Consider the following 19120-nt stretch of genomic DNA (forward strand, 5'->3'; position numbering starts at 1 on the left):
ACTTTATGGAGTTAACTAGTTAACTACTAATGAACCGGTGACCAACAACATATAGACTTGCATTTCCACGCTGTAATCATACTGATCAACTGGAGGATAACCATGAATGTCTTAGTCATTGCACACCTTAAAGCAAGCTACGAAGACTGGAAATCACTCTTTGATGCTGACGAAGAACGCGCCGATTTTTGTGACGAGAGTCAGACTAAAGTAGGCCGAGTGGATGAACATACTGGCCTAATTACACTATTTGACGTGGACATGGAGGCTATGGGGAAACGTCTAAGCAGCCCTGATTTTCAGGCCATGATTGAAGACTACGTGGACCACCATGACGTATTCACTTTTGAACCTCTGGCTCCACCCGATTAAATCTCACCCATAATGAGGCGTTGGAGAAGTGTCAGGTCCAGTTAGAGCCACTTTGCAGTTGAGACATAACGTACATAACGAATGTCTTGACTAGATAAGACATTTCATATCCACGCTATGCCTCATCTAGGCAGTCGCCACAACACTCTTGTGGGTGTTTCGTTAGTATTCTCTCTTTCAACATGCATCTCGTCGAAAGCAACTCGTTCTATCGTCTTGACACTGCACTCTACCTGTCGACCGACGGCATCTACCAATTCCTCCTTAAGATGCCAGTCACCATCTTCTAGCACACTCTCTAGAATATCTCTGACAGAAGCACCTGTCGCACCTCTACCGGTTGAGACACTCTAGAACTCATCCAAACTCCTACCCAACATCGGGGTTCGTTTTAATTGTTTTCTCTCAGCTCAGTGTGGCGTATTTGTGGTAGGAGCAGAGGATTTGGTGGGGAGATTGGGTTAGCAGTTCACACTTGCATCAGTGTTGAGGGTTCATCGAATTGAGCCGATAAATCTTGATAAATTCAGATGGTCTGAAATGCAGCGATTCATGCATTCATAGTTCGTTGAATACAGGAATATATCTAGACAAACATAAATCAACAATATCTAAAATCCATATTTGTAAACCATTTTCATGCAGTCTGTACCAAATGGCGGTCCTTTATTGTCAACAGCCCACTAAAACTGTAAACCTTTCTGCCTTTTCGGCGATGTCTGGAAGTTCAAGCTTGTCGATCAACTCGCACAGTGAAATTGATTGCCATCTGCGCCGTACGTGTACTCGGCCAATCTTCTAGCCCACATTGCCTTACTTGACATAGAAATCTATATGTTGGGATAGTTATTCAACTGATAACTGTGGATAGGTATCGACGATGGTTAACTACATGCTGACTATTCACGGGGTATAACTTACTTGCGTTCCGTCGGTGCATACCGCTCCTCCTACTGGACAGTGCATTGTTACAGTAGAAGGACAACCCGTACATGTGCATGATCGCTACCACGATCATCAGTTCTATCAATGTGAATCCGAAATTAATGCGTTTCATACCGCCATCTTATTCCTGTTCGGTTCTACCCCGTTTCCGTACACCTATACGCGTCTGTAAACAAATTAACACCACTGTTATTTGAATCGTATATAGGGAGGGTTGAAATAACGCAATATGGAAATCAATGATGAAGGTGGTGATAATTGTCTTGATCTCGCTCAACAAAAGAGTACAGTGACTAGAGTGAAAGACTCTAATTTGCCAATTGCAGGCGGTATGTTGGTCGGACTGGCTGGTGGGTTGTGTTGTGCAGGGCCGCTGGTTCTGATACTACTTGGGATCAGTGGCTCCTGGATCGCTACTTTGACTTTGCTAGAGCCATACCAGCCTCTTTTCATGATCGCGGTGGCAGGTGCTTTCGGTTATTCCGGCTGGCAGTTCTTTCGGCCCATAGAGCAGTGTGCGCCGGGCAGTGCTTGTGCCATTCCGCGTATTCGCCATCGCCGTCAGACAGTCTTCTGGATCAGTTTACCGGTAGCCGTCACCCTGGTCTCAAGTTCTTATTGGATTCCACTGGTGGCCTAGGAGAGATACTTAATGAGAACGCTGTTATTGCTTTTGTTCCTGGCGCTGCCTATCGGCGCCGTCGCCGGTGAGCAGACTGTGACCTTGTCGGTGCCAACCATGAGTTGTGCGGTGTGCCCGATCACCGTGAACAAGGCCCTTATGCAAGTCGATGGCGTGGTCGAGGCGATTACCAATTATGAGACCAAGACCGCGCTGGTTATCTATGATGATGAGATCGCTGATGTTGAATTGCTTACCGAGGCGACCACCAACGCAGGCTATCCCTCGACGATAGTCACGCCTGATGTTTGATGGAGGTTATTTCAGACTCTGAGATCAGCTGCCCGACCTGTGGCCATAAAAAGGTCGAAACCATGCCGGTAGATGCCTGCCAGTGGTTTTATGAGTGCGAGCACTGCCATACGCTGATGAAGCCCAAGACCGGGGACTGCTGTGTTTTCTGCTCTTATGGCTCGGTGCCGTGTCCACCTAAACAGGAGAATCAATCCTGTTGTGGCCAGTGAGGGCGCAGCTGGTGGTGGTTTGTCAGGCGACGACTCAGGTCGCTCTGCCTGAGGTGAAGGTGGGTAGAGCCAGCCGTGACAACTTAGGGAAGTGGCCGAAAAGGTAGGGAGGTTTACGGAATTAGTGGGGTGTTGGGAGTAGGATAGATGGTATGAAACCTCTGCCTACCCAATAGGAGGATCAGATGAAACGATCACTCTCTGCGGTTGGTCTTTGCTTCGTTCTGATGCTGGGTTTGTCTCGGGAAGCTGGTGCCTTTGATGAGACACAACTCCAAGAACTACAATTACTTGGTGAAAACTGTCCTTCCTGTGACCTAAGTGGGGCAAAACTGAATAGAGAAGATTTAAGCAAGAAAAATCTAACTGAGGCAGATCTGACACAAGCATATCTAAATGGGGTAAATCTGTCTGAAGCGAATCTTAGTTGGGCAAACCTAACGGGTGCACATCTGGGCACTGCCAATTTGAGTAAGGCAAATCTGGAAGAGGCAAATTTGTCTTGGGCAGACCTAAGTGGAGCAGATCTAGTTTCAGCAGATTTGACTGGAGCAAATCTTAGTTGGGCAGAACTGACCGGGGCAAATCTGATGTGGGCAGTTCTAACTGAGGCAAATCTGACTGGAGCAGACCTGACTAAGGCTAAATTGAATTGGGCAAATCTAACGGGGGCAGATCTGACTGAGGTAGAACTGACAGGGGCAAGTCTAACTGGGGCAAACCTGACCAGAACTATTTTCTGTGAAACTGAAATGACAGATGGGACAATGAACAACTCAGGTTGCTAGAAGATAATCAGCCCAATCTTTCCATCAACTCTTCTGCTATTAAGTGCGTACAGCGCATCAGCAATTTGGTGTCTTTGTGTTCCGTAATGGTGGCCACCTGGGCGGGGTTGAGACTTTTTTCAAAAAGTCTCTATTTGCTTCGTGACGTAAGTCATGGAAGTGCAGATCAGCTATTTAATGGTTGGTTTGCTCGCCCCCAGGAGGCAGAGGTCAGGGGTTCGAATCCCTTCGAGAGTGCCAGTATTCTACTGTGTCCGCTGTACTGGCAACCTAAGTGCATCAATTACTTATGTCAATTCAGTTGTCGTTTTGTTCATCTCTAAATCTGCAACGCTCGAAGTTCGTTTTGACTACTTTTGACACCTAAATGTGGCCTACGTGTGGTAGAAGCAAAGGGCAGACATCATCTCAACTCTGACTAGTCCTCTGGGCTACGTGTCTTTGACCCGTGGCCGGCACCGCTCTATCCGGTTGAGCGACGGGCGCACTCTACACCGTGGGGCGAATTCGTTCTATAATTTTGGACGTAACCCAGACCACAGGATGCCAATCCTCCACTTAACCTCTGCTCCATACCTAGATCGTGGAAACTACAAAACCGACCCGGAAACTCGCGACAATCATGGCAGCTGACTGTGTGGGTTTCAGCAAGCTGATGGACAGCAACGAAGAGCTGACTCTTCAGAATATCAAGATCTGCCGCAGCCTGATTGATCCGATCATCAAGGAACATGGTGGCCGGATTTTTCATACCGCCGGCGATTCCATGATTGCTGAGTTCAACAGTGTGGTCGATTCTGTGAATACGGCCATTGAATTTCAAAAAGTACTCAGCGAACGAAACGCCAGCGTTGACGAAGAATCGCGGATGGAATTCAGGATCGGCATCCACCTAGACGACGTTATCATTGAAGGCGCCAATATCTATGGCAGTGGAGTCAATGTCGCAGCAAGACTAGAGGGTCTCTGCGAACCCGGTTGCATACTGCTATCCCGAACGGTGCATGAAAAGATCGTCAAGCGGATCAAAATTGCGATTGATAGTCTGGGTAACGCTAAACTGAAAAACATTGAAGGCGATTTTGAGATCTACCAGATCTCACCAACCCTGAAAGATCCAACCGGGTCGGCCGAACAAAATACTGCGACTGGTCCTCCGACAGAAAACAGAGTCGCAAAGTCAAGGAAAGATGGCGAGGCCAAACCCCGCCTGATGCTGCTGCCTTTCAGAAACCTGAACAAAAGTGAAGCTAATGATTTTCTCGTCGATGGCATTGTGGACGACATCATCACTGAGCTTTCAATGATCAATTCGATTGAAATCATGTCGCGTAACACCACCTTTGATTACAAAGATAACCCCATCGACGTAAAAGAAGCTGCCGAAAAGTACAAACTGGACTATGTGATCACTGGGAGTATCCGGTCAGCGGGAAATCGGGTACGCGTTTCTGCCGAACTGGGAGATCCCATTTCAGGCAATTCGATATGGAGCGCGCGCTACGACAAGACTATGGATGACGTTTTCGAGATTCAGGATGAGATCGTCAGCAAAATGGCGAATACGGTTCTGAGCGAAATCGAGGTCACCAGCCTGCAGCGAGCCAAACGCAAACCGACCGACAAAATGACCTCGTATGAGTATCTCCTCCAGGGCAAGTTCCACAAGCGAAAGTTAACCAAGGAGGACGCCAATATTGCGGTTGATATGTTCACCAACGCTATTGAGAGTGACCCGAGCAACGGAAGAGCATACGCCGAGCGTTGCTGTACCTGGGCCGATGGGCTCGGCCAGAGCTGGTTCGACGAATCAGACGACGATCTACACAACAAAATTCGGGTCACACTGGAAGACGCCTACGAACTGACCGGTCACGACTGGGACTGCCATCGGTTGCTGTGCAACATCTCCCTGTACCTTGATCTGAACTACGACAAAGCAGAAGAACATGGGAAGAAAGCGTATGAGCTGAATCCAAATAATCCGACCGTGCTGGCATCTTACGGGAAATCGCTTGTACAGAATGGAAAATGCGAAAAGGGAGTCGAATTACTCCGCAAAGCCCAAGAGCTCGATCCTTTGAGCCAGCAACTGATCGACGACTTCATTTGGGGGTCCTATACCCTAGGTGACTACGACACCTGCATTGAATTCTCCGAAAAAATCAGAAAGATCAGACCCAATACGTGGCTGTTGAAAATAGCAAGCTTTGGAGCTCTCAAGCGGCAGGGAGAAAGAGATGAGGAGATCAGTCAGTTCATCGAATCTCACGGGAAAGATGAACTGAGCGTTCAGCTGGAGAAGCTGAATTTCAACAGTCAAGAAATTGGTGAGGTCACAAGAAATTTTGTCTTGAACTAGATTGTGCCTTTTGCGACACTGGATAACCGGTGATTAGTTCGACCCTGCGTGATTAATTCAAAGACTAAGGCGGTCCAAGGCCCGCCTTAGTAGAAGGTGAACAGAACCAACTTACGGGCACAGTTGTTTAAAAGTGGCCTGTGAGTGTTTCAGCCGCCATGTCTGGGATACCCGTGAATTGAATGTCTTACCCTGGTGATCTTAAGCGGGGTCAGGCCAAACGAAATCAGGATGTAGACCTTCGTGGACGGGTCGACCATCATCCGGGGTTGGTGCGCCACTGGAAGGATCAAAAAAAGCGTGGTACGTCGCTGGCATGCTTTCCGGATCGTATCCCATTAGATTGGGGACAATTATTCGGACTCTTCGCTGCTTGTCATCAAGCATTATGGGTGTTCCACAGTCTGAGCACGTACACAATTCGAGTGGACCATCCGGATTTTGGTCGTTGAACGGCTGACGATTTAGTTTGCTGAGGTCGTCGATTTCGACGTCGGAGTGTTTGAAGAAAACGACATGAGTTGTGTCTTGACCAGTAACCCGTTTACAGACAGAACAATGACACGTGTGACTGTCGATGTTTCCGTCATTTGTGTGTGTGTGAATGTGATCACATCCTCCGGTTTGTTTTTCTGTCATAGCTGGCTTCCTCCTTAACGTTGATTAATAATAATCGATAAATCTGATTTTGTAGTTTGCTACAAACCAGACTATTACAGAATCATCAGAAATTTGCGAGAGCAAGAGGGCAAAATATCGAGATTGCTCCGGAAAACTGGATAATTCTGGAGAGGGTAAATCAGTCGCATAGAACACTGTCTGGGAAATGCCGTCTAGGACAGTCTTGGCCTCGCGCAAAGGCTGAGTATCTTTGAGTGGGCTTGTATGCTCAAGTATGGCCTATGTGTAGTAGTACATATTCAGAAGGCAGTAATGGAGCTTTAATCAGCTACTTAGACAATTGCGTGTTTGCACGCCGAAGGTAGAGATCAGGGGCTCGAATCCGTTTTAGTTTTTAGGCCATCGAGCCACTTTATTGTGCTGAGGGCACACCAGCCGCCTTTGCTTCGGCTACTAGATAGTCCCTGCCGCGGATCATATCGTCCAATGTTCGGAATCCATTGGTGTAGTGGCCTGTATACCCCATGCCTTCCAGACGCGAAAACAAAGCCTGGAAATCGATACTGCCCTTTCCTGGGAACATGTGCATTTCTTTGTCTCCTAAGTTGTCAGCGACGCGAACCTCACGCATCCGGTCGATTCCAAAGGTATCCAGAAATCCATCAATCCCTTCCGGTACCAACGTCGCGTGGTTGATCGTGAAGGTTCAATGCAGATTGTCTGACCTCAGGTTTTCAAAATAGAACAAGCATTCCTCCAGTGTATAACCGAGATAATTTACTTCCGCATCATCTGGCTCCCGGTTCATATTCTCCAGCAACAAATGAACGCCTCTATCTTCGGCATAGGACGAAGCCCGTTGCAGCCGTTCAAGGCTTGCTTGCGTTGCTCATAGTCGGCAGTGAAATGGAATCCGGCGTGAACGACGATCCATTCGGCGTCAAGACGGGTCGCCATGTCAATGTAGGCCTGGAGGTACTCGTCGGCAGCTTGCCGAAAGAAGTTGCTGAATTCCGAAGTCATTGATGTCTCCTAGGGCTTATCTGTAGCCGATTCTTTAGCTCATCGGGAGATGGCCGCGAAGTGTTTGGCAACCGCCAACCTTGTTCAACCGCCTGAATTCTCACGATACTCACGTTAGCATGTCGATCTTTTGTCTCCACCCACTACGGGGAACGGATGGATAAAGATTAAGACTTGGACTAAGATCACATTGTTCGGATCAACTCAATAAGTCATCAGATTCGCTTTGACAGGGCAACAAAGGTAGTTTGTGGGTAAGGGCAATTTGTTAATGGACGCTCTGGCACTCTGCCGCGAAGGCAAGTGGGATGCGGCTCACAAAATTGTTCAGCAGGACAACAGTCGGCTGTCTGCGTGGCTCCATGGTGTGATTCACCAGGAAGAAGGTGATCTCTCGAATGCCCGCTACTGGTTCAATCGTGCAGGTCGGCATGAGCCCGATGCCACGATTGCCGATGAACTCAATCATTTCGAGCGCGAACTGATTGGCCCAAACGTGGACAAGCTATGATTTTAGATGGGTTTGGGACCTGTGCCTGGCACACTAATAACCTGGTATTTCGGTAAATTTGACTGAAATTGACGACCTCCGCCATGTTTCAATCAGACATTGATGGGCTGATCAGGCGTCAGCAATCCGGCTGGACGCTGGAGCAGGCATTTTATCGCAGTCCAGAAATCTATCAATTGGAGTTCCAGCAGGTCTTGTCTCCTCAGTGGTTATACGTTGAACACGAGTCAGAACTGCCGGAACCTGGTGACTTCCTCACTTATGAAATTGGTGAAGAGTCCATCATTATCGTTCGCGGGTTCGATCAACAATTGCGGGCATTTTTTAACGTCTGCCGTCACCGAGGATCCCAGATCTGTTTGAAAAAGAACGGTAATATCCGGCGTTTTGTCTGTCCTTATCATGCCTGGGCCTACGACCTTGATGGCAAACTAATTTCGGCTCGGCATATGGCAGATGATTTTGATCATTCGCAACACGGGCTGCATCGCTGTCAGGTCGAAGTCCTGGAGGGTCTTATATTTATAAGTCTAGCGTCACAAGGCAACGCGGAGTTTGATCAGATCAGGCGCAACCTGTTGCCTTATCTCAAACCGCATGGTTTGGCACAGACCAAAGTTGCCCATCGGGAGGTTTATCCGACCAATGCGAACTGGAAGCTTGCAGTAGAAAATTTTCGTGAGTGCTACCACTGTCTGCCCTCTCATCCGCAATACAGCCAAGTTAACGACTATGTCCGTGCGGGTGAACGTGGTTCCAAAGCCTATGAGGCAATGACCAAACAGTTCGCGGAAGTCGCAAGGAGTAAGGGTCGAAAGGCTGGTATGGAACATTTCCCATTGCCTATTCAGCCCCACCAGGTCTGGCGGCTTCCCATACAGGAAGGTTATAGGACATTGACCCGTGATGGCAGCCCGGCAGGTCCATTACTGGGTGAGTTTGAGGAGTACGATGGCGCTGAAACCGCCACTTTTATTGGGGCACTCTCATATTTGTATGTCACAAATGATCATGCAACCACCTTTCGATTTACACCGAAGACTCCCGAATTTACGGAAGTTATGGTGTCCTGGCTGGTACGTGAAGATGCGAAAGAAGGCGTTGACTACGATCTCGAGCATCTGAAATGGATGTGGGACGTGACCACGATCCAAGATACAAAGATCATTAATGATAATCAGAAAGGTGTGAATTCAAGCCGCTATTCACCGGGGCGGTATAGTGAGCATGAACTCTCGACGGCTAACTTTGTTGCCTGGTATTTGTGGCGGCTTTCTGGGCCTACAGACACCGAATGCCCGATTAGGGAAGCTAGGTTTTTTTACGAAAAAATGTCTTAGTCTGATAATCCAGATCCTGTAACAAAATCGGAGCAACGATCAGAGTTTCTTCTTGGGGATGGTGCGAATGTTCAGATCAGTGATCAGGGTTGAGACATAGCTCGATACTTCTTTCTTGGTGCCCTGGCGGTAGCCGGTTACTGTGGACACTGAATTAGCAACGACATACTTGTAGCAACGACCGTTGGAGCCACCGCTGGGCAGGTCAGCTTTCTCGATTTCGAGCATACCATATTCGAGGTGGGCAAAATTTTCGAGATCTAGCACTATGGGTGCTTCGCCTTTTCTGTGTATTGTCTTTATGTCCGCCATTCCTGACCTTGAGTTGATTTAAGACTGTCTTTAAAGCCGGCCGGTTACTGAACAGAGATCTCTTTGTCAGCCGACAAGAAGTATTTGTTAACGCATGCATGTCACACACTACAACAAGTTGAGTATAACATTTTTGTGTAAATGAAGCCAGAATGCAGGATGAGGCGTCATAAGAAGTTACTATCTAGGCTGAAAACAGATCGAGATTGATTGAATTACGTGGTTCGTTCTGTGATTCTTGGTGTCATTCAGGCGGTCGGCCAATTTCATTATGATTATTGAACAAGGTTATTCAGGATTTGGCGGCGCAGTGACAGCGCCTCATCACCTGGCAGCACAGGCGGGCGGGCGAGTGCTGGCTGATGGCGGTAACGCAATCGAAGCGATGATTGCAGCGGCGGCTTGCATCGCAGTGGTTTACCCGCACATGAACGGGTTGGGGGGTGATAATTTTTGGCTTATACACCCGGGTCGAGGTATCCAGCCAGTTGGGTTTGATGCCTGTGGTGCTGCTGCGAAGCTTGCCGATGTTGAGTGGTATCGGGCGTCAGGATATGAGCGCATGCCCGCTCGTGGACCCAAGGCTGCGTCGACAGTTGCCGGTGCCGTATCAGGCTGGGGAAAGGCCTATGAATGGAGTAGCAGGCACTGTGGTGGGGAACTGCCATTGACGCGCTTGTTTGAGGACGCCATTTACTATGCCAGAGCTGGATTTTCGGCAACGGATACGCTCGCGAGCAATGCGCGCCTTAAGCGGGATGAGTTGGAATCTGTTGAAGGTTTCAGCAATCTATTTATGGGTAATGGCTCGACCCTGAATCCTGGAGAAAGGTTTTGCCAGCCACAACTGGCACAAACACTTGAACGGCTTGCGACCAGGGGTTTCGATGATTTTTATACGGGCGAGCTGTCGCACGATATTGCCGAAGACCTGGAACGGGTGGGCAGTCCGCTTCGATGGGCAGATCTTAATCGGCATCAACCCATTCAAGTAGACCCTTTGCAGCTGAGACTGGGTGAGACAGTGTTGTTCAATATGCCGCCACCGACCCAAGGCATCTCATCGCTGATGCTGCTAGGAATATTTGCAAGGCTGAGAGTTGAGTATGCAGATTGTTTTGAATATATACACGGTTTGCTGGAGTCGACAAAAAGAGCGTTTATGTACCGGGATCGCTATCTGACAGATCCTGAGCACATGACTGTCGACCCTTACCAATTGCTGTCTGATTCTTTGCTCGACCGTAACGCTGCAACAGTAAATTGGGACCAGGCAGCCCCATGGCCTGCCAAGGAGGACGGTGGCGATACTGTCTGGTTAGGGGCTGCCGATGCTGAGGGCCGGGTAGTCAGTTTCATACAGAGTCTTTATTGGGAATTTGGTTCCGGCGTTGTGCTGCCACAAACAGGCATCACCTGGCAAAACCGGGGGTCGAGTTTTTCATTGGATTCTGGGCACCACAACTGTTTGAAGCCCTTCCGGCGTCCGTTTCACACAATTCAACCGGCGCTTGCGCATCTGTCCGACGGCCGTGTTGTGGCCTATGGGAGCATGGGCGGGGACGGACAACCACAGACCCAGGCGATGATTCTTTCCCGTTATGAATGGTATGGGCAGGGTATTGGGCAGGCTATCAGCGCCCCGCGTTGGCTTCTGGGGAGGACCTGGGGTAGTGAGGTCACAAATGTCCGAATAGAAAACAGATTTCCAGCCGAGGTTCTTGATCGGCTGTTGTCTGTCGGTCACGAACTGGAGGTGATCGGTCCTTATGACGATACCATGGGCCATGCGGGCGCAATTGTGTTACACCCCGACGGACTGATAGAAGGCGCCAGCGATCCGCGTTCAGACGGCTCGGTCGCGGTGGTGTGAACCCATCAATCTAACGATTGGTGATATGTATCGCGCGGCCGTGTGTTGCCAGGGCGGCTTCGTGGATTGCTTCTGACAGGGTTGGGTGCGCATGTATGGTTTTCGACAGGTCAGTAGCTGTAATTTTCGCCTTCATCGCAAGCACTGCTTCCCCTATCAATTCAGAAATATGTGAACCAATCATATGTATTCCTAGAATCTGGTCAGTAGCGCTATCCGAGAGGATTTTAACGAAACCTTCGGTATTGCCTTGGGCTTTGGCGCGTCCGGTTGCCGCAAACGGGAACAATCCTTTCGAATAAGACCGTTCAGTTTGTTTGAGATTGGCCTCGGTTAAGCCCACCCAGGCTAATTCCGGGTCGGTGTAGATGATCCAAGGAATCACATTGAGGTCAACGTGGCCTTGACCGGTCGCAATTTGCTCTGCCACAGCCACACCTTCTTCAGAGGCCTTGTGGGCGAGCATGGGGCCGCGGACTGAGTCGCCGATTGCCCAGACATTGTGTTCACCTGTCAGGCAGTTTTCATCGACTTCGATAAAACCGCGACTATCGAGTGTCAGGCCAGTCGCCGGATCGAAAAGGTCATCCGTGTTTGGCTGGCGGCCTATCGCGACAACCAGTTTGTCGACCGTAAGTTTCAGTTCATGTTCCCCCTGAATATAGACTACCTCACAACCATTATTCATTGCGGTCGCACCTGTTACTCGGCAATCCAGTTGAATATTTAGATTCTGTTTCTTGAACTGGCGCAGGGCTTCACGTGCGATCTGTAGGTCAGCTGCAGGTAATAAATTTTCTGTCGCTTCGAGGATCGTCACCTTCGCACCCAGTCGGCGCCAGACGCTACCGAGTTCAAGACCGACAACACCGGCACCGATAACGCCCAGTACCTTGGGAACTGAAGGAAGTGACAGTGCAGCAGAAGAATCAATGATGTGTTCACCGTCAAAGGGTAGGCCGGGCAGGGACATCGGCTCAGATCCTGTCGCGATGACCACATGTCTGCTGCTTAGAATGTCGGGTGTTTGCCCGCCTGCTACCAGTGTGACTTCGACGTGGTGCTCAGTTAGAAGCTTGCCATACCCGTGAATTGCAGTCACGCCGTTGGCCTTAAAGAGCATGCCGATCCCATCAGTCAGTTCAGCGACAATCCTGTCTTTGCGGTCCATCATCTGTGGAATGTCCAGTTCTACCGTGTCAACAAAAATACCGTGCTTGGTAAAATCCTGGTGCAGTTGTTCAACATGCAACGAGCTGTCCAGTAGTGCTTTGGATGGAATGCAACCCACATTGAGGCAAGTCCCGCCGGGTGCAGGTTCGCCCCCGTTGTTTACCCGTTGATCAACACACGCAGTACGCAAGCCGAGCTGGGCGCAGCGTATGGCGCAAATGTAGCCGGCCGGTCCGGCACCGATGACGACAACATCGAAAGTGGCTTCAGCCATCTTCAGCTCTGTTCGACTGGTTTGACGGTCGGTTGGGTACGGTTACAGTGCCTGTACAGTCGAAGTCCGGACTGTCCGGCGTATCGCGAGATCTGTAATCACGCAGTTCCGGTATGCCCGAAACCACCATCGTGCCGATCACTTTGTTCAAAGGAATCAACGACTTCGAAAACAACTTTGACGACGGGTAGGAACGTCATCTGGGCAATTCGATCCCCCGGTTCGATCTGGAAATCCGATGAACCACGATTCCAGCAAGACACTTTGACTTCACCCTGGTAATCGCTGTCGATCAATCCCACTAGATTACCCAGAACGATACCGTGTTTGTGACCCAGACCGGACCGCGGCAGTAGCACTGCACAGACATTGGGGTCAGCGATGTGAACGGCGAAGCCCGTTGGTATCAGTTCACAACCACCGGGTTTAATCGTCAGGGTTTTATCAAGACAGGCCCTGATATCCATAGCAGCAGAGCCGTCTGTTGCGTAGGCGGGTAGCCCGAATGTCTCAGCAAGGCGAGGATCAAGTACTTTCAGCTGGATCTTTTGCATAAAAACGTTTTGCAATTTGGTCAATCAGATTTGCTGCCAGTTTGACCTTAGTGTCCTGGCCCAAGTCGGTTTCTGTATCCCGGTCAACGAGAATAAGGGCGTTTTGATCGCTCCCGAATGGCTTGTCTTTGCCTTCTACAAGATTTGCAACCATTAGGTCGACGTTCTTACGTTTGAGTTTATCGCGAGCGTTGTCGATGGCTCGTTCCGTTTCAGCTGCGAAGCCGACGATGAAGGGAGGTGACGGTCGAGCGGCCATTGAAGCGAGTATATCGGGGTTGCGAACGAGCTTGATTGTCATCTCGTACGCGTCCTTTTTTATTTTCTGGGGCATGCTTTCCGCGGGGCGGTAATCTGCAACGGCCGCAGCACAGATCAGGATATCAGTTGAATCAATTTTTAATTCAACGGCGACCAGCATTTCCTGTGCAGAAACAACATTTTCGACCTGAACACCCACTGGTGGTGTCAATGCAGTCGGACCGCTAATCAGTGTGACTGAAGCGCCTGCGATTCGAGCGGCAGTTGCCACTGCATAACCCATTTTTCCAGAACTGTGATTCGTCAAGGCCCGCACTGGGTCCAGAGCTTCCCAAGTGGGGCCGGCAGTCACCATAACTTGGACACCATCAAGGCTGCCGGGAGATCGACTCTGCTCCAGATGCTCGATGATCACTTCTGGCTCCTGCATACGGCCGGGGCCAACTTCACCACAGGCCTGTGGGCCTGTTCCTGGATCAAGGACGGTGACGTTCCAGGTACGCAGGGTGTCCACATTCCGCTGGGTGGCCGTCTTTTCCCACATCACATGATTCATTGCCGGCGCAATGGTAATCGGTGCTTCCGATGCCAAGCACAGAGTACTAAGCAGAGTATCGGCAAGGCCAGTCGCTAAGCGCGCGATGAAGTCAGCGCTTGCCGGCGCAACAATGATCTGATCCGCCCACCGGGCCAATTCGATGTGTCCCATCCCAGCTTCTGCACTGGCATCCAGCAGGGAATCGTGTACTGGATTTCCGCTGGTCGCCTGGAGAGTTAGAGGTGTGATAAACGCCTTGCCTGCGGGGGTTACAACGACGCGAACGTCGGCCCCGGCATCTCGCAGCCTGCGGGTCAGCTCCACGCTTTTATAGGCTGCGATCCCGCCGGTAATTCCAACTACAATGTTCGTGCCATCAATAGCGCTCATAAGCGGAAGTCTAACGGTTGTAGATTGGTCGGGAAACAAGGTGTCTGCTGATAATGGCCTGTTGTGCCCCAATAGCCTGGTTTTTGGCCGGACTTTCAGGGAAAGCCGATTTCTGGTATAAATCCCCCCCCTTGAATACCAGAAAAGAGCAACAGGTCAATGGCTAGAGTGTGCCAGATTACGGGAAAGCGGACAGTGTCCGGCAACAATGTTTCCCACGCAAACAACAGAACGAAGCGTACTTTTAAGCCGAATATTCATGATCGGCGATTTTGGGTCGAAAGTGAAAAGCGTTGGGTACGGCTTCGCGTGTCTCACAAGGGACTGCGGATTATCGACAAGAAGGGCATTGATTCAGTGCTTAAAGACCTTCGCGCTCGCGGTGAACGAGTTTGATAATAGTATACTGAGGGCATCAGGCTCAGGGAGAAACAGGCATGAGAGACAAGATTCGACTGACATCATCAGCTGGCACGGGTCACTTTTACACGACGACCAAAAATAAGCGGACAACACCAGATAAGATGGAAATTAAGAAGTATGATCCGGTTGTGCGTAAACACGTGATCTACAAAGAAGGTAAGATCAAGTAGATTTGTTGTTTTCGACTCGCGCCAAAGCCCTCCTCGCGAGGGCTTTTTAAATCCGATCCCAAACGAAGGATCAGTTGAGCAGTAGCCGGTATCCCTTGAGCTTTTCTGCAAATAGTTCGAGTGAGCGAATACCTGATGATTCAGCATGTCGGCACCAGTCGTTCAACTGCTGAATCAGTATCTCACTCGATGCTGAGGAACGTTGCCAGATTTCCTGGAGCCGAAGTTTTGCCTCGTACACAGTGCTGATTCGTGGCGACAGGGTCAGAGCATGAGTGAGTTTTTCCTGAGCGCGGGAGTTCAATCTGGTTTTTTCACGTAGAATCAGTTTTGACGCTCTTCGGAAGAGCCTGAACTTGGACCGACTGATGTTTCGGATTGCATGGGCTTCGTCTTGGCACACGGTAGTCACGACCTCACGCGCGTAGTCAGCCATGATCTCGAATCGGTTACCGATCAACGCGCGAAGGGTTTCGATATCACAGTGAGTTGTCTCTGACCGTGTAATCAGCACCGGTGGTTGCTTGGGTGCTTTTGCGAGGCTGAGGTATTCAAGTATTCTGATGTAGAGCCACCCGAGATCTATTTCCCAGGGGTTTGCCGAAAAGCGAGCGGATCCCGCAAATGCATGATGATTGTTATGCAGTTCCTCTCCGCCAATCAGAATGCCCCAGGGGACGATGTTTCGACTTGCATCCCCCAGTTCGTAGTTTCGATAACCCAGGAAGTGGCCGAGACCATTGATGACTCCGGCAGCCCAGAAAGGAATCCAGACCATCTGGGCCAGCCATACCAACGTTCCGGCAAGTGGCCCAAATGCAAGAAGTTCCAGGATCAGCAGCAGGGTGATACCGGTATTGGGGAAACGCGTATAGATATTTCTTTCGATCCAGTCATCCGGTGTACCGCTTCCGTATTTGTTCAGAGTTTCGCGGTCGGCTGCGGCCTTTCGGTAGAGAAATAGGCCAAGCCACAACACGCGGTGAACACCCAGTATCTGCGGACTGTGAGGATCATCGTTTGTTTCAACTGTAGCATGGTGTTTGCGATGAACCGCGACCCACTGTCGTGTGACAATACCTGCTGTTAGCCATAACCAGCCGCGGAAGAAATGACTGACCACCTTGTGGAGTGAAAACGCTCGATGTGCCTGGTTGCGGTGCAGGAACAGCGTTACCGAAATGATCGTCAGGTGGGTCGTTGCCAGCACGATCAGGATGTATCCCCACCACGGAAGTGTTGCCATAGCTACAAAGGTAACGTATTGATGAATCGGTCAGTATGGAATCTGTAAATCAGTCCAGAGCCATCTGAGATTGCACTGTGCGTCAGCGGGCACGGTAGGTTATTCGACCTTTGGATAGATCATAAGGGGTGAGCTGGACAGTAACACGGTCCCCACGCAGGATTCGAATATAGTTTTTTCGCATTTTCCCGGAAATGTGGGCATGAACAACGTGCCCATTATCTAGTTCAACCCGAAACTGGGTGTTTGGCAGGGTTTCGAGCACCTTGCCTTCCATTTCAATATGTTCTTCTTTTGCCACTCGTAAGATTGCTCCTCCTACCGCACACATGTTTCCGGAGGAGAGTATAACGGACGAGTTCGTCTTCATCCACATTGTGCCGTATCGAGAAGATGACGGTCGATGATGAGTTGTGTCAAAGTGTGCCTTTGCGTACACAAATGTTTCACTTGATTTACGGGTGGGGATTAAATGATTGATCTTTATTACTGGCCAACGCCTAATGGACTGAAGATAACTGTTCTGCTGCAGGAAATTGGACTGGAGTATCGATTGTTTCCAATCAACATTGGTAAGGGAGATCAGTTTGACCCGGAATTTTTATCTGTATCACCAAACAACCGTATACCTGCCATCGTTGATCATGAACCTGAAGGTGGTGGAGATTCGATCTCAGTGTTTGAATCTGGTGCGATCCTGTTGTACCTAGCGGAGAAATGCGGGCAGTTTCTGCCGGCAGACAAGCGATTGCGGGTACAGACTATTGAATGGTTAATGTGGCAGATGGGCGGTCTTGGGCCTATGCTCGGGCAGAACCACCACTTTAACCGGTATACCCCTGAAGACGTACCTTACGCGATAAAACGCTACAGTGACGAAACACTGAGGCTCTATGCAGTGCTGAACCGTCGACTGATCGATCGGGATTACATCGCCGGTTCATACTCTATTGCGGATATAGCAGTTTATCCGTGGGTGAATCGTTACGAGTGGCACAAAACTGATATTGATCGCTTTCCGGAAGTGAAACGTTGGTATCAAACCATCGGTAGACGACCTGGTGTTGTTCGTGCCTATGATGAAGCAAAAACGATTAACCCTGGTAATGTCGCCTCCGACGAGTCACGTAAAGTACTTTTTGGACAAACAGATATAACGATACGGCAGGCTTATGCTGAAGTTAAAGGATCAGAGTGAACTGAAGTTTAATCTGGTGGCGTATTCGGTAGTGTGACTTGGATGTTGAGGCCAGGGTTGGAGTTGGTAAGCTCTATGTGAGCTGCATGCAGATCGGCTACTGCTCGTACCAGGCTAAGGCCCAGACCATTGCCAGGTAGGGAACGACTTAGTTCCTGACGGTAGAATCTTTTGAACACTCGATCCTGATTGCCGGGTCAATTCCAGGGCCACTGTCCGAGACAGAGAAGCACGTCTTGTCGTTTAACTGAGTGCATCGTGCCGAAATGATCCCGCCGACGGGCGTGCACTTGATCGCGTTGGCCAACAAATTTGCGAAAGCCTGAAACAACCAGTCAGGGTCGCGAACGATACTCAGAGCAAAAGATTTTCCAGAAGTTTCTGGTAAATACTGGCAAGTTTATCCAGATCAGCGACAGCCACCTGCTCATCGATCTGGTGAATGGTCCGGTTCACGGGTCCCAGTTCAATGACTTGTGCCCCGGTGGTTGCGATGAAGCGACCATCCGAGGTGCCCCCTTCAGTTGACAGTTCAGTCGTGAGGCCAGTGACCGCATAAATTGCTGCAGATACGGCGTCTACAAGTTCGCCCGACTGAGTTTGAAAAGGTAAGTTGGGCTTGGACCAGTCGATCTCATAGTTAGTCCATACCTGTTGGCAAAGTGCGTTAACACGCTTTTTAATGGACTCAACAGTTGACTCTGGTGAATACCGGAAATTGAAGTCTATTTCTGCCTGCCCAGGGATGACATTAGTGGCACCAGTGCCACTGTTCAGGTTAGAGACCTGAAAGGTCGTGGGCGGAAAGAATTCATTACCCTCATCCCATGTTTGTGTGGCGAGGCGGGTCACAATATCTGCGGCTCGATGAATCGGGTTGTCCGCCAGATGCGGATAAGCGACATGGCCTTGAACGCCGTGTATGGTCAGTTTCCCCCCAAGTGATCCGCGGCGGCCGTTCTTGATAACATCGCCGGTCTGTTCCCGGCTGGTTGGCTCACCCACAATACACCAGTCGATAATTTCTTTCCGATTACACAACACCTCGACAACCTTGACTGTGCCATTGACAGCAGGGCCCTCTTCGTCACTGGTTAGGAGTAGAGCGATCGAGCCTCGATGATCCGGGTGATTGGCTACAAATTGCAGGCAGCCTGTGACCATGGCTGCCAGGCTGCCTTTCATATCGGCAGCACCCCGACCATGCAGTATGTTGTCCTGGACGACCGCGTCAAAAGGCGGATGATGCCACTTTTCGATTGGTCCTGTGGGAACTACGTCGGTATGTCCGGCGAACACCAGCAACGGATGAACCTGGCCACGGCGGAGCCATACATTCCGCACCTCACCATAGGTTAGAAAATCAGGCTTGAAGCCTGCGGGCTGTAGTGCTTCGGCGATCAGATCCTGGCACCCCGCATCCTCAGGTGTAACAGACGCTTGTCGGATCAGAGTCCGGGCAAATTCCAAAGTGGAGGACATGACGTTTAGAGACTCAAAGGTTACTTTAGCTGCATTTTAAGGGATCATATCCCTCAACGGGTCTGTGGATGGTGGGTACAACGTTGCTGAACAGTCCGATCTGCTTGAAAATGGCTGA

General features: G+C 50.0%; 23 protein-coding genes, 1 tRNA gene and 1 pseudogene. 13 read left to right on the forward strand and 12 right to left on the reverse strand.

Translation table 11 applies throughout. The annotated features are described in order from the left end of the window. The first annotated feature begins 102 nt into the window (after positions 1–102). Positions 103–372 (forward strand): hypothetical protein, encoded by a 270-nt coding sequence (locus tag MK323_11765; protein ID MCH2482829.1) that lies wholly within the window; start codon positions 103–105, stop codon positions 370–372. 122 nt (positions 373–494) lie between these two features. Here MK323_11765 and MK323_11770 read toward each other — a convergent pair whose 3' ends face one another. Further along, a complete protein-coding gene (locus MK323_11770) occupies positions 495–665 on the reverse strand; it encodes a hypothetical protein (GenBank protein MCH2482830.1) in 171 nt (56 codons plus the stop codon). A gap of 983 nt (positions 666–1648) precedes the next feature. Here MK323_11770 and MK323_11775 point away from each other — a divergent pair. From MK323_11775 to MK323_11800, 6 genes are all read left to right on the forward strand, one after another. Beyond that, entirely contained in the window at positions 1649–1957 is a 309-nt protein-coding gene (locus MK323_11775) for a mercuric transporter MerT family protein (protein ID MCH2482831.1), read from the forward strand. A gap of 12 nt (positions 1958–1969) precedes the next feature. Beyond that, positions 1970–2251 (forward strand): mercury resistance system periplasmic binding protein MerP, encoded by a 282-nt coding sequence (gene merP, locus MK323_11780; protein ID MCH2482832.1) that lies wholly within the window; start codon positions 1970–1972, stop codon positions 2249–2251. Further along, entirely contained in the window at positions 2251–2463 is a 213-nt protein-coding gene (locus tag MK323_11785; GenBank protein MCH2482833.1) for a hypothetical protein, read from the forward strand. The genes merP and MK323_11785 overlap by 1 nt, the downstream gene beginning before the upstream one ends. A 185-nt stretch (positions 2464–2648) precedes the next feature. Then, positions 2649–3251: a pentapeptide repeat-containing protein gene (locus MK323_11790; protein MCH2482834.1), complete on the forward strand. Its 603-nt coding sequence runs from the start codon at positions 2649–2651 to the stop codon at positions 3249–3251. A 163-nt stretch (positions 3252–3414) separates the two neighbouring features. Beyond that, positions 3415–3491: transfer RNA gene (locus MK323_11795), tRNA-Leu, on the forward strand. Positions 3492–3873: 382 nt separating this feature from the next. Beyond that, positions 3874–5613 carry an adenylate/guanylate cyclase domain-containing protein gene (locus tag MK323_11800; GenBank protein ID MCH2482835.1) on the forward strand — a complete coding sequence of 580 codons (1740 nt, stop codon included), beginning with the start codon at positions 3874–3876 and terminating at the stop codon, positions 5611–5613. A gap of 201 nt (positions 5614–5814) precedes the next feature. On the opposite strand, the gene MK323_11805 is transcribed toward MK323_11800, so the two are convergent. The 3 genes from MK323_11805 to MK323_11815 form a co-directional block, all read right to left on the reverse strand. Continuing rightward, positions 5815–6252: a GFA family protein gene (locus tag MK323_11805; GenBank protein MCH2482836.1), complete on the reverse strand. Its 438-nt coding sequence runs from the start codon at positions 6250–6252 to the stop codon at positions 5815–5817. A 394-nt stretch (positions 6253–6646) separates the two neighbouring features. Beyond that, positions 6647–6916, reverse strand: coding sequence for a hypothetical protein (locus MK323_11810; protein MCH2482837.1), 270 nt, complete (start codon positions 6914–6916; stop codon positions 6647–6649). A gap of 122 nt (positions 6917–7038) precedes the next feature. Then, the gene (locus MK323_11815) at positions 7039–7257 is read right to left on the reverse strand and encodes a hypothetical protein (GenBank protein MCH2482838.1); all 219 of its coding nucleotides are present in this window, start codon (positions 7255–7257) and stop codon (positions 7039–7041) included. Between the two features lie 271 nt (positions 7258–7528). On the opposite strand from MK323_11815, the gene MK323_11820 reads away from it, so the two are divergent. Further along, a complete protein-coding gene (locus MK323_11820) occupies positions 7529–7768 on the forward strand; it encodes a hypothetical protein (protein MCH2482839.1) in 240 nt (79 codons plus the stop codon). Between the two features lie 83 nt (positions 7769–7851). Next, entirely contained in the window at positions 7852–9108 is a 1257-nt protein-coding gene (locus MK323_11825; protein MCH2482840.1) for an aromatic ring-hydroxylating dioxygenase subunit alpha, read from the forward strand. A 39-nt stretch (positions 9109–9147) separates the two neighbouring features. On the opposite strand, the gene MK323_11830 is transcribed toward MK323_11825, so the two are convergent. Beyond that, the gene (locus MK323_11830) at positions 9148–9375 is read right to left on the reverse strand and encodes a hypothetical protein (protein MCH2482841.1); all 228 of its coding nucleotides are present in this window, start codon (positions 9373–9375) and stop codon (positions 9148–9150) included. Between the two features lie 316 nt (positions 9376–9691). On the opposite strand from MK323_11830, the gene MK323_11835 reads away from it, so the two are divergent. Beyond that, positions 9692–11293, forward strand: coding sequence for a gamma-glutamyltransferase family protein (locus MK323_11835; protein MCH2482842.1), 1602 nt, complete (start codon positions 9692–9694; stop codon positions 11291–11293). Positions 11294–11303: 10 nt separating this feature from the next. Here MK323_11835 and lpdA read toward each other — a convergent pair whose 3' ends face one another. The 3 genes from lpdA to coaBC form a co-directional block, all read right to left on the reverse strand. Next, on the reverse strand, positions 11304–12740 hold the full coding sequence (gene lpdA / locus MK323_11840) for a dihydrolipoyl dehydrogenase (protein ID MCH2482843.1): 1437 nt from the start codon (positions 12738–12740) through the stop codon (positions 11304–11306). A gap of 98 nt (positions 12741–12838) precedes the next feature. After that, positions 12839–13294 carry a dUTP diphosphatase gene (gene dut, locus MK323_11845; GenBank protein ID MCH2482844.1) on the reverse strand — a complete coding sequence of 152 codons (456 nt, stop codon included), beginning with the start codon at positions 13292–13294 and terminating at the stop codon, positions 12839–12841. Beyond that, positions 13266–14483, reverse strand: a complete 1218-nt coding sequence (coaBC, locus tag MK323_11850) for a bifunctional phosphopantothenoylcysteine decarboxylase/phosphopantothenate--cysteine ligase CoaBC (protein ID MCH2482845.1) — start codon at positions 14481–14483, stop codon at positions 13266–13268. Before coaBC ends, dut begins: the two co-directional genes overlap by 29 nt. Positions 14484–14642: 159 nt before the next feature. Here coaBC and rpmB point away from each other — a divergent pair, with 159 nt between their 5' ends. Together rpmB and rpmG are read left to right on the forward strand one after the other, a co-directional pair. Then, positions 14643–14879, forward strand: a complete 237-nt coding sequence (gene rpmB / locus MK323_11855) for a 50S ribosomal protein L28 (protein ID MCH2482846.1) — start codon at positions 14643–14645, stop codon at positions 14877–14879. A 41-nt stretch (positions 14880–14920) separates the two neighbouring features. Continuing rightward, positions 14921–15076, forward strand: coding sequence for a 50S ribosomal protein L33 (rpmG, locus tag MK323_11860; protein MCH2482847.1), 156 nt, complete (start codon positions 14921–14923; stop codon positions 15074–15076). Positions 15077–15146: 70 nt separating this feature from the next. Here the strand turns inward: rpmG and MK323_11865 are convergent, their stop codons facing one another. Together MK323_11865 and infA are read right to left on the reverse strand one after the other, a co-directional pair. Continuing rightward, a complete protein-coding gene (locus MK323_11865) occupies positions 15147–16322 on the reverse strand; it encodes a fatty acid desaturase (protein MCH2482848.1) in 1176 nt (391 codons plus the stop codon). Between the two features lie 82 nt (positions 16323–16404). Beyond that, positions 16405–16623 carry a translation initiation factor IF-1 gene (gene infA, locus MK323_11870; GenBank protein MCH2482849.1) on the reverse strand — a complete coding sequence of 73 codons (219 nt, stop codon included), beginning with the start codon at positions 16621–16623 and terminating at the stop codon, positions 16405–16407. 171 nt (positions 16624–16794) lie between these two features. On the opposite strand from infA, the gene MK323_11875 reads away from it, so the two are divergent. After that, entirely contained in the window at positions 16795–17520 is a 726-nt protein-coding gene (locus tag MK323_11875; GenBank protein ID MCH2482850.1) for a glutathione S-transferase N-terminal domain-containing protein, read from the forward strand. 8 nt (positions 17521–17528) lie between these two features. On the opposite strand, the pseudogene MK323_11880 reads toward MK323_11875, so the two are convergent. Beyond that, a pseudogene (locus MK323_11880) lies at positions 17529–17743 on the reverse strand (sensor histidine kinase). A 131-nt stretch (positions 17744–17874) separates the two neighbouring features. Further along, positions 17875–19002 carry a succinyl-diaminopimelate desuccinylase gene (dapE, locus tag MK323_11885; protein ID MCH2482851.1) on the reverse strand — a complete coding sequence of 376 codons (1128 nt, stop codon included), beginning with the start codon at positions 19000–19002 and terminating at the stop codon, positions 17875–17877. Between the last annotated feature and the right edge of the window lie 118 nt (positions 19003–19120).

It is taken from the genome of Gammaproteobacteria bacterium, from assembly GCA_022450155.1.
Taxonomy (GTDB): domain Bacteria; phylum Pseudomonadota; class Gammaproteobacteria; order Arenicellales; family UBA868; genus REDSEA-S09-B13.